The 12317-nt window shown below is 71.8% G+C and carries 6 protein-coding genes and 1 tRNA gene; 3 read left to right on the top strand and 4 right to left on the bottom strand.

What is annotated here, in order from left to right; translation table 11 throughout:
• Positions 1–46: 46 nt before the first annotated feature.
• Positions 47–123, bottom strand: a tRNA-Arg gene (locus ACFE7U_RS09035).
• Between the two features lie 528 nt (positions 124–651).
• Between ACFE7U_RS09035 and ACFE7U_RS09030 the strand changes: the two genes are divergently transcribed.
• Positions 652–1338: a LuxR C-terminal-related transcriptional regulator gene (locus tag ACFE7U_RS09030; RefSeq protein ID WP_375409385.1), complete on the top strand. Its 687-nt coding sequence runs from the start codon at positions 652–654 to the stop codon at positions 1336–1338.
• A gap of 12 nt (positions 1339–1350) precedes the next feature.
• Here the strand turns inward: ACFE7U_RS09030 and ACFE7U_RS09025 are convergent, their stop codons facing one another.
• The gene (locus ACFE7U_RS09025; protein WP_375409384.1) at positions 1351–2571 is read right to left on the bottom strand and encodes a DNA topoisomerase IB; all 1221 of its coding nucleotides are present in this window, start codon (positions 2569–2571) and stop codon (positions 1351–1353) included.
• A gap of 115 nt (positions 2572–2686) precedes the next feature.
• Between ACFE7U_RS09025 and ACFE7U_RS09020 the strand changes: the two genes are divergently transcribed.
• The gene (locus ACFE7U_RS09020) at positions 2687–3835 is read left to right on the top strand and encodes a glycosyltransferase (RefSeq protein WP_375409383.1); all 1149 of its coding nucleotides are present in this window, start codon (positions 2687–2689) and stop codon (positions 3833–3835) included.
• Positions 3832–4491 carry a methyltransferase gene (locus ACFE7U_RS09015; RefSeq protein ID WP_375409382.1) on the top strand — a complete coding sequence of 220 codons (660 nt, stop codon included), beginning with the start codon at positions 3832–3834 and terminating at the stop codon, positions 4489–4491. The genes ACFE7U_RS09020 and ACFE7U_RS09015 overlap by 4 nt, the downstream gene beginning before the upstream one ends.
• 22 nt (positions 4492–4513) lie before the next feature.
• Here the strand turns inward: ACFE7U_RS09015 and pbpC are convergent, their stop codons facing one another.
• Both pbpC and ACFE7U_RS09005 read right to left on the bottom strand, forming a co-directional pair.
• A complete protein-coding gene (gene pbpC / locus ACFE7U_RS09010; protein WP_375409388.1) occupies positions 4514–6589 on the bottom strand; it encodes a penicillin-binding protein 1C in 2076 nt (691 codons plus the stop codon).
• A gap of 137 nt (positions 6590–6726) precedes the next feature.
• On the bottom strand, positions 6727–12036 hold the full coding sequence (locus ACFE7U_RS09005; RefSeq protein WP_375409381.1) for an alpha-2-macroglobulin: 5310 nt from the start codon (positions 12034–12036) through the stop codon (positions 6727–6729).
• Positions 12037–12317: the final 281 nt, after the last annotated feature.

Raw genomic sequence — 12317 nt, 5'->3', positions numbered from 1 at the left:
GCCCAGAGCACCGGTGGGAAACGTTCATGCGTAACAACGAGTTGATTGGCGCGCCCGAAGAGATTCGAACTCCTGACCCCCAGATTCGTAGTCTGGTGCTCTATCCAGCTGAGCTACGGGCGCGCGGTGCGACGGGCGGGCTGTTCGGTGCCGTGCCGGTCGGAGGCGGTGTCTAAGACCTCCGTTTCGGCTTGGCAAGCCTTATCCTGCCGGCGAGCATCATCCTTGAAGAAAGACACCACGTTGGCTGCATCGAGGCGGGAGCCTTGTCGCCGTCGAAGACACGCAGCGGGTGCGCGCCATGGACCTCGGCCGTCTCCTTATCGGACGGCGGCACGGATGACCTCCCTTCCCGCCCGCAGTCCATGACGCGGCAGCCGCGTCGCCTTCGAAACGACGATCGACCCAGTTCGGGATGCCGCGCGTCCCGGCGCGAGGCAGATAGCGAAGGCCGAATAGCCGGATTCTGCCAATCGAACTTTGTATTCGCCGAGTCCCTGACCAAATCGCGTCGAGTCGTGGCGGATTCATCATCTTTCCTGTCCCCGTTCACGCCAATAGACCTTCAACCCCTCGTGGAACGAGTCTTGATCATCACCCCTCCATCCCGGTCGCGACGTCTCGCGACGGGACAAGAAGAAGGGGAGCGGCATGTCCGCAGCAGTTGGAGTCCTGATCATCGACGAGTCCGAAACACTGGACTCGTCCCTCCGCGCCACGCTGGAGCACGAGCCGGCCCTGCACACGGTCGGTGAAGGCGATCTCGGGGCTTGCGCCGGGGAATGCGTCGTCGCTCTCGTGGTCTTGCCCGATACAGGCCTCACATCGACCATTGCGCGGATCGCTTCGCTCAAGCAGCGCCGAGCGGACCTGAAGGTGCTGCTCGCCTTCCAATCCCTCGACGGCGAGGCCCTGCGCGCCCTCCTCGCGGCGGGAACCGACGCTGTCGTGGCCCGGCAGGCGTCCCCGCGCGAGGTCTGCGCCGCACTGCTCGGCTTGATCCAGGTCGGGACCGCCCCGGCCCCCGACATCGCGTCTCGCGGCACCGAGCTCGCCGATGGGCTGACGCCCCGGGAAGCCGAGATCCTGCGCTTCCTCAGCGCTGGATTCAGCAACAAGGAGGTCGCCCGCCGGCTCAGCCTCAGCGTGCGCACCGTCGAGACCCATCGGCTCAACCTGCGCCGCAAGACCCAGACCGGGCGGCTCAAGGACCTCGTCGCCCTGGCGCGCAAGCTCGGGCTTGCGCCGGTGATGGACGCCGAGACCCCGCGCCGCGCCCATGTCGACCCGGTGCTGGGTGGCCTGCGGACGACCCTCGACGCCTCCGCCCATTACTGAGCCGGGAAGCCTTCAGCGTGTGGCCCTGTCCTCGGCCTCCGAGACGGCATTCCTGCGCGCAGGCTTGGACGGCGCGCCGGGCGCAGCCGACGACTGGCGCCTCCCACGTCGCGCCGCGGGAGGCTTGGCGGGACTGCCCGTTCCCGCATCGTCCTTGGACAACCGGGACTGGAGCAGGCCGAGCACTGCGGCTTCCTCGGGCGTCAGGCGGCCGAGATCCTCGCGCAGCTCGTCCTCGACCGCATCCTTGACCTGGAGCAGCAGAGCGCCCTCGACATAGCAGTCGAGCACCTGCGGATGGATGTAGCAGGAGCGACAGACGGTGGGGGTGTTGCCGAGCCGGGCGGCGACCCGCTCGATGGCCGCGCGCAGGTTCGTCTTGGCCTTGGCCTGGCTGTCGAAGGCCTCGAATTCCCGCAACGCGAGGGCCGCCAGCACCGTGCCGGCCCAGGTCCGGAAATCCTTGGCGGTGATCTCCTCGCCGGTGACCTCGCGCAGGTAGGCGTTGACGTCGGCCGAGGTGACGTCGCGGCGCGCGCCGTCCTCGTCGAGATACTGGAACAGCTCCTGGCCCGGCAGGTCCTGGCAGGCCTTGACGATCCGGGCGACGCGCCGGTCCTTGAGCGACAGGTTCCAGGTCTGGCCGCTCTTGCCCCTGAAGCGGAACTTGAGCTCGGCCCCCTCGATCTTCACGTGCGGGTCCTTGAGGGTGGTGAGCCCATAGCTCTTGTTGGTGCGGGCGTAGTCGTCGTTGCCCACCCGGATCAGCGTCGTCTCCAGAAGGTGGACCACGGTGGCCAGCACCTTGTCGCGGGGCAGTCCGCGCAGGGACATGTCACGGTCGACGCGGGCGCGGATGCGCGGCAGTGCATCGGCAAACGCCATGATGCGGCCGAACTTGGTCGCGTCCCGCGCCTGTCGGAAGTCGGGATGATAGCGGTACTGCTTGCGCCCCTTGGCGTCGCGGCCCGTCGCCTGGATGTGGCCGTTGGCGCGGGGGCAGATCCACACGTCGGTATAAGCCGGGGGGATCGCCAGCGAGCGGATGCGCTTGATCACGGCCGGATCGCGGATCGGCGCGCCCTTGGTGTCGCGGTAGCCGAAGCCGGTGCCGCTCCTGCGCCGGGTGAAGCCGGGGCGCGAATCGTCGACGTAGACGAGGCCCGCTTCCGCAGCGGCCTCGCGCGGATCGGCGACGCCGGCCGAGTCGCTCTCGTCGCACTGCCCAGGCATGGCCGGCCTCCCTGTTCCCGTCGTGATCTTCTTCTCTGGCGGGCGTCAACGGAGGCGTCCGGCAGGCTGTTCCTCCGGCTTCCATGCTACACGCCGTCCCATGGATCAGCCCATCATGGATCAACCCATTCCCGCCCCGCCCACACGGCTCGTCTACGTCGTCACCGAGGATTGGTTCTTCGCCTCGCACTTCCTGCCGATGGCCCGCGCGGCGGTCGCGAAGGGGATGATCGTGGCCGTGGTGACGCGAGTGCGGGACCACCGGGCGGTCATCGAGGCCATCGGCGCCCGCGTCGTGCACCTCGAGGCCGAGCGATCGAGCCTGAACCCGATGGCGGCGGGCTATGCGGCGGGGCAGCTCGCCGCGATCCTGAAGGCACTGCAGGCCGACATCGTCCATTGCGTCGCCTTGAGGGGCATCCTCGTCGGCGGCACCGCCGCCGCGATGGCGGGTATCCAGGCCCGGGTCTACGCGCTCACCGGCCTCGGCCTCATCGGCGCCCGACAGGACCGGGCCGGCCGGATGGCGCGCCTGGCGCTGCGCCACCTCATCCGGGGGCCGCTGTCATCGCGAAAAACGCGGTTCCTGTTCGAGAACCCGGCCGACGCCAGGGCGCTCGGCCTCGACCCCGCCGATACCGGTGTCACCATCGTGGGCGGCGCCGGCATCGACCCGGCCGCCTATCCGGTCGCGCCCTTGCCGGCGATGCCGCCGCTGCGCGTCGCGGTCGTCGCCCGTATGTTGTGGTCGAAGGGCATCGACACGGCCGTGGAGGCGGTGCGCCGCGCCCGCGCCGAGGGCGCGGCCGTGGAGCTTTCCCTCTACGGCGCGCCCGATCCGTCGAACCGGCGCGCGATCCCCGAGGCGACCCTGCGCGAGTGGAGCCGTGACGGCATCGCCTGGCACGGGGCGACCACCGACGTCGCAGGCGTCTGGGCCGTCCATCACGTCGGCTGCCTGCCATCGCGCGGCGGCGAGGGCCTGCCGCGGACATTGCTCGAGGCGGCCGCCTGCGGCCGCGCGCTCCTGACCACCGACGTGCCCGGCTGCCATGACCTCGTGCGCGACGGCATCGACGGGCTCGTCGTTCCCCCCGACGATCCGGCGGCCCTGGCGGCCGCCCTGGCGCGGCTCTGCGCCGATCCCGCCCTCGTCGCCGGGATGGGGGGCGCGGCGCGCACCCGGGTCGAGAGCGGCGACTTCACCGAGGCCGCCGTGACGCGGGCGGTCTGCGCGATCTACGGCGAGCTCGGCGCCGCATGATCGCGGCCGACGACGCGCTCGCCTTCATCCGGGCCAACACCCGCCTGTTGCCGGTGCCGCATGCGCCCGAGATCGTGCTGCATGTCGCCGACGAGGCCACCGCCCTCTGGCAGAAGACCGAGGACGAGCTGGCGGAGATCGGCCTGCCGCCGCCGTTCTGGGCGTTCGCCTGGGCGGGCGGCCAGGCGCTGGCCCGCTACGTCCTCGACAACCCCGAGGTCGTAGCCGGGCGCCGGGTCCTCGATTTCGCGTCGGGCTCGGGTTTGGTCGCCATCGCGGCGGCAATGGCGGGGGCCGAGCGCGTGACGGCGAGCGACCTCGACCCTTTCGCGCTGCATGCGATCGGCCTCAACGCCGCGGCCAACGGCGTGGCCGAGCGGATCAAGGCCGTGCAGGCCGACCTCGTCGGGAGCGATCCGGGCGAGGCCGTGGTGCTGGCCGCCGACATCTTCTACGAGCGCGACATCGCCGCCCGGGTGACGGACTGGCTCGGCGGCCTCCACGCGAGAGGCGCCACGGTGCTGCTCGGCGACCCGGGCCGGGCCTACCTCCCGCGCGACCGGCTCACGGCGCTCGCGGCCTACGAGGTGCCGGTGAGCCGGGCGTTGGAGGATGCCGAGATCAAGCGGAGCCAGGTCTGGCGGTTCGAGGGATGAGGCCGCCCGCGGGGTGGCGCCTCTATTCCAGCCGCACCACCACGCTGTCGCTGGCACCCGAGGCATCCATCACCGAGATGCGGGCGAAACCCGCCCCGTCGGGCATCCAGGCCGATTGCCGCCGGGTGCTGTCGGTGACCGGCAGGCTGTTGACCATCCAGGTCAGCGGCAGCGCGCCGCCGAGCGCCTTGAGGGCGAGGGGCGAGGCGGAGCCGGGCTCGGCCAGCCCGAGGTCGATGCGCGCGCCGTCCGGCGGGTAGGCGATGCGCAGGGCCGCTCCCTGGCTGGCGGCAAAGCTCTTGGGGGCGTCCTTCCGGATGTGGCGCAAGGGCGGGGGCAACGCGAGGGTCGTGGCGACCAGCGCCTCGCGGTCGAGCCGCACGGGCTCGGGCTCGCCGCCGTAGCGGGCGAAGGCATCGAACAGGATCGGGGCGGCGACCACGCGCCCGACGAGGCCGGGCACGGCGTTGCCGTCCGGCCGCCCGACCCAGACCGCGATGGTGACCCGCCGATCGAACCCGACCGCCACGGCGTCGCGATAGCCGTAGGAGGTGCCGGTCTTGTAGGCGATGCGATTGGGCAGGGCATTCTCGGGCGGCGGCGCGCCGCGCAGGATGTCGGCGACGTAGGAGGCCGCCACCGGCTCGGCGATGCGGCTGTCGGCTGCCGGGGCCTCGCCGACGCGACGCAGAAGGACCGGAACGTTGCCGCCGCGGGCCAACCCCGAGAACAGGCGGGCGGTGTCGGCGAGCGTGATCCCGAGGCCGCCGAGCGCCACCGGCAGACCGGGAGCGGTGTCGCGGGGCAGCTCGATCCGCGCGCCCGCGGCTCGCAGCCGGGCGACGAAGCGGGCAGCACCCACGACCTCCAGCAGGTCCACGGCCGGCACGTTGAGGGAGAGCTGGAGGGCGCGCCGCGCCGTGACGATGCCCTGATAGCCGAGGTCGAAGTTCTCGGGCGCATAGGAGCCGGCAAAGCGCACCGGCCGGTCCTCGAGCAGGGTCTCGGGATGGGCGGTGCCGCCCTCGAAGGCCAGCGCGTAGATGAAGGGCTTGAGCGCGGATCCCGGCGAGCGGATGGCGCCGGTCATGTCGATGGCGCCCATGCGGGTGGCATCGGTGTAGCCGGGACTGCCGACCTGCGCGACGACGGCGCCCGTGGCGTTGTCGATGGCGAGGATCGCGGCGGAGATTCCAGGACCGACCGCAACGGCCCGTTCGGCCGCCAGAGCCTCCAGGCTCGCCTGCAGCCGCCCGTCGATGGTCAGGCGCAGGACCGGCGCCGTAGGGCCCGCCGCCAGAGCCGCATCGGCCGCGTGGGCGGCCAGCATCGGGAAAGGCTTTCGCAGGGCGGGCACCGGTTCGGCCTTGGCGGCCTCGGCTTCGGCCCGGGTGATCACCCCTTTGGCGGCGACCCGGTCGAGAACGCGGTCCCGCGCAAGCCGGGCACGTTCGGGGGAGCGGTCGGGCCGGCGTGTCTCGGGCGATTGCGGCAGGCTCACGAGGAGGGCTGCCTCCGCGAAGGAGAGGCGGGCCGGCTCGCGGCCGAAATAGCCCAGGCTTGCCGCACGCAGGCCCTCCACCGGGCCCCCGTAGGGGGCGAGCGTGAGGTAGAGGTCGAGCAATCCGGCCTTGCCGAGGCGGCGTTCGAGTTCGATTGCCCGGACCATCTGCCGGAGCTTGGCGCCGAGCGAGCGCTCGGGCCGCGGCTCGACGAGGCGGGCGACCTGCATCGACAGGGTCGAGCCTCCGGACACGATGCGGCCGCTCGACAGCCATTGCCAGGCGGCCCGCAGGGTCGCGGCCGGATCGACGCCGTGGTGGTCGGCAAAGCGCCGGTCCTCGTAGGCGAGGAGCATGGCGATCATGCGCGGATCGACCTCGCCGGCCGTGAGCGGCAGGCGCCAGCGTCCATCGGCGGTGGCGTAGGGGCGCAGGAGCCGCCCGTCCCTGTCGAGGACGATCGTGGAGCGCTGGGTGGATGGGGTGAGGTCGAGGGGCGGGAGGGTGGCGACGACGCGCGAGAAGGCGAGAGCGGGGAGGAGGATCACCGCTACGGCGAGGATGCTTAGTCCCCAAGCGACCGTGCCCGCACGAATCGCGCGTCTCTCCTCCCCCTTGCGGGGAGGAGTTGGAGGTGGGGGTGGCTGGGTGACCCGCTGCGGAGGCCAGCGGAACCACCCCCACCCCCCTACCCCTCCCCGCAAGGGGGAGGGGAGATGCCACGTGCCCACCTCTACTTCGCCGTCACCTCGACCGTGCCGAACGCGGTGCGGCCGAAGCGGTCGGGGCGGTACATGTCCTCGATGACCGCGGCCGGGTGGACGTAAGAGCCCGGCGAGACGACCCGCACCGTGTAGGCCGCGCCGAAGAACGCGGATTGCTCCGGGGTGCGGTCGAAGGCGGCCACGAAGCGGTCGTCGCGGAACTCGGTATGGACGGGCGCCACCTCGCTCTTGGCAAAGCCCAGCCCGGTGAGCGCATCGGCATCGAGGAGCTTCGGGTTGTCGATCTCGAGCCCCGCCGGCAGGCGGTCCACAAGCAGGAGCCGCCCGGCGCTGGCCTTGGCCTCCGTGACCTTGAGGACCACGACGAGCCGGTCGTTCTGGCGCAGGCCCTGAGCGAGGTCGACGGCCGTGCCGTCGAGGCGGTGATAGGTCCGCGCGATCGCGTAGCCGCGCGATTCCGCCGGTTCGGGGGTGATCGGGTTCCCGGTCACGCTGACCGACGTCTGAACCGTGACCCGGCCGTCATTGGTGATCGTCACGGGCTTCGCGTCGAGGGCGGGCGCGCGATAGAGCCGGGTCAGCGCGCCGGATTGCGCGACGTCGTCGACCCGGAAGCTCAGGGCCTCCGCGTCCTTGGCGAGGCCCTGCGCGGCGAGCACCATCCAGGCGTTCTCCTGCGTGCTGGTGGGCCGGCCGGCCGCACGCTCCTGGGTGATGACCGCACCCAGTGGCTGCAGGGCCTGGGCGGTCAGCCCGGTCTCGGCCGCGAGGGTCAGGAGGCCGGCGCCGTCCCGCAGGCGCGATCCGTAATCGGCCCGATAGAGACCGGTATCGCCCGACGCCTTGAGAGCAGAGATCGCCGAATCGAAGGCCTTCACGGCCCTTCCGCGGTCGCCGAGCAAGGCCAAGGCCGCCGCGATCTGGCCGCGTCCGAGCGGCGTGGAGAACGCCTCGAGCTTGGTGTCGGCGAGGTAGCGCAGGTCCCCCATCACCGGGCGGCCGTTGCGTGCGAGCACGTAGGCCGCATAGGCGATGTCCATGCCGCCGTCCTTGACCTCGGTGGTGTTGGCCACCGTGTTGCGCAGCCGGTCGAGGGCGTTGGAGAAGGCGGTCTGCGGCACCGGAAAGCCGCGCTCGCGGGCACGCGTCAGGAAGTCGGTGACGTAGGCGTTGAGCCAGGTGTCGCTCGACCAGTCGGAGGCCCAGAGGCCGAAATCGCCCGAGGCGTTCTGGCGGGCGAGCACGCGGTCGATCGCCTGGCGCACCCGCTCGTCGGCCTTGTCGTCGAGACCGAGCCGGTCGAGGGCCGCGAGGCGATTGACGTAGAGGAGCGGCATCGCGCGGCTCACGGTCTGCTCCGAGCAGCCGTAGGGGTAGCGATCGAGGGCCTGGAGCAGGGCCGGCACGTCCAGCGCCGCCAGTGACGAGGCGGTCACCGAGACCGCGCCGGTGCCGGGCAGGATGTCGGCGAGCAGCGCGTTCGTGAGCTGCAGGCTGGCGCCCGGCTCCAGGGCACGCACGGTCCGGCGCACCAGCGAGCCGGTGCCGGGGCCGATGGCGAGCGAGAAGCTCTGGCCGACGCCGCCGGCGATGCCGGGGCCGGTCAGGTTCACGTCGAGGCGGGTCAGGCCGGGACCGGCCGCGGTGATCGGGATGACCAGCGAGCCCTTGGCGCCGGCCTCCAGCCGCATAATGCGGTGCGTGGCCTCGGCCGAGACCAGCGCCGGGCCGGAGAGGTCGAGGTCGACCGTGTAGTCGCCCGCCTGCCCCTCGACATTGTCGATGGCCACGAAGAAGCGCGAGCGGTCGCCGACATTGAGGAAGCGCGGCAGCGTGCCGGTGAGCACCACGGGATCGCGGATGATCACGTCGGCCTGGGCCGCGCCGACCCTCGACTTGCTCCACGCCGTCACCATGACCCGGCCGGTGCCGTTGAAGGCCGGCAGCGGGAAGGTGACGCTGGCGCGGCCATCGGGTCCGACCGTCACGGGTCCCGAATGGAGCGCCAGCGGCGCCTGGGTCGGGGGCGTGTCGGCGAGTTCGGCACCGCCGCCGTCGCCGCCGGAGCGGATTGCGCCGAGCGTCCCCTGCATGCCGTCGATGAGGTATCCGTAGAGGTCGCGGATCTCCGGACCCAGCGCCTTCTGGCCGAAGAAGTAGCCGACGGGGTTGGGCGCCTCGTAGCGCGTCAGGTTGAGGATGCCGACATCGACGAGCGCCACCGTCACCCGCGCCTCCTCGCCTGGGCCAAGGCCCGCTAGGCGGATCGGCAGGGTGAGGTTCTCGCGCGGCCTCGACTTCGCCGGGGCCTCCACGGTGACGTCGAGCTGGCGCCGGTCGCGGTCCACCGAGAACCAGGCGAGGCCGAGCGCCCGGCCGGGCAGGCGCTTGGCGGCTTGATCGAGAGGGCGGTAGGCGGTGGCGACGAGATAGGCGCCGGAGCCCCATTCGGCCTTCACCGGGATCGTCGCATCGGTGCCCGATGCCGAGACGGGGATGTCGAGCAGGGCATGAACCTTGTCGCTGACCACCGCCAGCGTCGCCGTTCCGCTGAATTTCGGCTGCAGCCGCACCCGCATGGTCTCGCCGGCAGCATAGGCGGCCTTGTCGAGGCGCAGGTCGAGGAGATCGGGCACGTCCGCCGTCTCGCCGCCGCCCCAGCCGACCGTGAAGCTCACGCTCGCGGTTGCCGCGGGCTTGCCGGGAGCCTGCACCTCCAGGCGATAGTTCCCGTAGCTCACCGCCTGGGAGACCCGCGCCGCCTGGTCCGCGGCCAGATCGACGCGTCCGTCGGCGATGCGCCGGGTCGCGGTCACCGGCTCGAAGGCCCAGCGGCCGCCCTCGCGGTACCATTGATAGCTCTTCTCGACCTTGGAGAGCGTCCAGGTCGCACCGGGCTGCGACAGCCGCGTCCCGTCCGGGCTTGCCATCACGACGTCGAAACCGGCGGTGCCGCCCTCGGGAAGATCCCCCGAAAAGGCCTTGCGGATGGCCACGACCGGCCCCTCGGGCAGGACCGGCAGGGTCAGGCTGCGGCTGAGCGCCCGCCCGCCGGGCTCGCCGACCTGAAGGGTGATCTTTGCTTCGAGTGGTCGCGGCGCGGCCAGCGTGGGAACCGGTACGTCGAGGGTGGCCGCGCCCTTGGCATCGGTGGTGGTCCGTGCCTCGATCTCGGTGGAGGAGGCCTCGACCCGCTCGTCGTCGAGGCCGATGGAGAAACCCTCCAGCCCCTTGATGCCGCTGCCCGCCGCAGCCTGGACGAGGATCGTGCCCGAGACGTCGAGCCCGGCGCCCGGCGCGCCGTAGAGGTAGCGCGCGGCGACGGCGATCCGGGCCGGCTCGCCCTTGGTCAGGGCGGGCGCCGCGCTCGACAGGCTCACCTCCAGGCGCTCGGGCACGTAATCCTCGACGAGGAAGGTCGCCTCCCCCACCGCCGGGGCCTTCGGGTCGGTATAGGCGGAGACGCGCCATGTGCCGTGGGCGGCGCCCGGCAACAGGGCGACCGGCAAGGCGCGGCCGCCCAGCCCGGCATCGGCCACCTGCACCCGGCGGTACTCGACGCCGTCGGGGCGCTTGACGACCAGCGTCAGGGGCAGGTTCGCCAGCGCCACGCCCTGCGCGTCGCGAAGGAGGGCCGTGAGGTTCACGGTCTCGCCGGAGCGGTAGACCCCGCGCTCGGGGAAGACGTAGGCCTCGACCGCGCCCGGCGCCGGGCGGCCCTTCACGCCGCGGTCGGTGAGGTCGAAGGCGGATTGGGCGAGGTCGAGGAAGCCGTAATCGCCGCCCGATTCCGCCACGACGAGGCCCGGCGCGATGCCGCCCTCCCCGCGTGCGAGGCCCGGATCGAAGGCGGCGTGGCCCATGGCGTCGGTGCGGGCGGTGGCCAGGACCTCGTTGTTGCGCGCCACCAGCCGGATCTCGGCGCCTGACACCGCAGCGGCCGTCGCGAGGGAGCGGGCGAAGACGTGGACGCCGTCGCGGCCCTTGAACACCGTCAGGCCGAGGTCGGAGACCACGAACCATTGCGTGGCTTTGGCCTCGTAGCCGCCTTCCTCGTCGGCCGCCGGTGCGGTGCCGCTCGCCTGCGCCATCATGATGTAGAGGCCGGGCTCGAGCTTGCCGACCGCCTGGACGACCGGGAAGGCGGTGATCGCCTCCTGGTTCAGCTCGGCCTTGGCAGTGTCGAGGACACCCTTCCAGACGCTGCGCCCCTTCTGCTCGGCGATGGTCTTCGCGGTGGCGCCGTTGAGCTGGCCCAGGAACTCCTCCGAGCGCAGCGACGGCAGCAGGCTGCGGTCGCCGATGCGCAGAACCTCGACGTCGAGCTTGGGCGCATTCACCGAGACCAGCGGCACCCCCGCCTGGCCGGTGCGCGGCAGGACGTAGTTGCGGCCGGTGAAGCGGACCTGGGGCGACCGATCGCGGACATAGACGTCGTAATCGGCGGCTTTCAGCAAGGTCTCGCCGACCCCCGAGGGCAGGCCCTGGCGCAGGACGAAGGCGTAGCGCTCGCTGTGCTTGAGGCCGTCGACGCAGAGCTGCTGGCCATTGGCCGTGACCGCCGCGTTGGCGCTGCCGGAGACCGCGACGAAGGGGGTGAAATCGGTCTTGGCCGCGAGACTCTCCGAGAACGTGAAGCAGACCCGCGGGGCAGCGGCGTCGGAATCGACCTTGTAGTCGAGGATGCGGAAGCCGTGCTCCGCCCGCAGGGCCTCGTAGGTCTCGCGCACCGAGGCCTCGTCGGCGAGCGCCAGGCTGGCGCGGTAGGCTTCCAGCGAGGACCGCCAGTCGGAGGAGCCGGCATGGACCTCGCCGAGCTGGGCCAGCGCCTCGGCCTCCACATCGGCCGAGCGGGCGCGGAGATAGGCCTGATAGGCGGCGGCGCGGGCGTTGGAGCGCAGGCGGCTGCGGGCGGTGTAGTCTCGGTTGTTCTCGTCCTCGGCGAAAGCCGCGGCGGCGCGCGAATAGGCGATCCAGGCGGCCGGGTCGGCAGGCGCCCCGGCGACAGCGGCGGCGAGCGGCTTCAACGCCTCGGCCGGCTTCTCGGCCTCGATCAGCGCCTCGCCCTCGGCCAGCCATTGCGCGGCGGTCTTGGTCGCGCCGGCAGCCTTTGCCTCCGCCTGAAGGGCCGCTTCGAGGCGCACCGCGTCGCTGGCAAGGGTTTCGCGCAGGAAGGTCTTTTGCGGGAGAGCGGGCTTGGCCGCCGCCGGACGGGCCGCCGGCATCGTCGGGGCCTGCGCCCAAGCGGACCCGGACAAGCCCACCATCACCAGTGCGAGAAAGGCGGCACCCCGCCGGAACCCTGTCGATCCCGACATCACTCAACCTCGCAGCGGCGGCGACGGATCCCCTGCCGCGCCGGGCAGGACCCTAGCACTTCGGCAGGCCGCCGCAACGGATCTCGCGAGACGCCGATTTCCGCGAGACGCCAATTTCCGCGAGGCGCCGATTTCCGCGAGGCGCCGATTTCCGCGAGGCGCCAATTCCACGAGGCACCAAGTCAACGGGACCCTGGAATTCCCGGCCGCGCTCTGGCAAACCTTGGCCGGGCGTTCGGGGAACCGTGATCATGGCGTATCGGGTTCGATGGATCGCCGCT

It is taken from the genome of uncultured Methylobacterium sp. (assembly GCF_964251405.1).
In the GTDB taxonomy this organism is placed as follows: domain Bacteria; phylum Pseudomonadota; class Alphaproteobacteria; order Rhizobiales; family Beijerinckiaceae; genus Methylobacterium.
The sequence above is the reverse complement of the archived record's forward strand: the minus strand, read 5'-3'. Positions and strand labels throughout refer to the sequence as shown.

Coding starts and splice junctions, on each gene's coding strand:
- ACFE7U_RS09030 (WP_375409385.1), top strand. CDS start 652: ATGTCCGCAGCAGTTGGAGTCCTGATCATCGACGAGTCCGAAACACTG.
- ACFE7U_RS09025 (WP_375409384.1), bottom strand. CDS start 2,571: ATGCCTGGGCAGTGCGACGAGAGCGACTCGGCCGGCGTCGCCGATCCG.
- ACFE7U_RS09020 (WP_375409383.1), top strand. CDS start 2,687: ATGGATCAACCCATTCCCGCCCCGCCCACACGGCTCGTCTACGTCGTC.
- ACFE7U_RS09015 (WP_375409382.1), top strand. CDS start 3,832: ATGATCGCGGCCGACGACGCGCTCGCCTTCATCCGGGCCAACACCCGC.
- ACFE7U_RS09005 (WP_375409381.1), bottom strand. CDS start 12,036: ATGTCGGGATCGACAGGGTTCCGGCGGGGTGCCGCCTTTCTCGCACTG.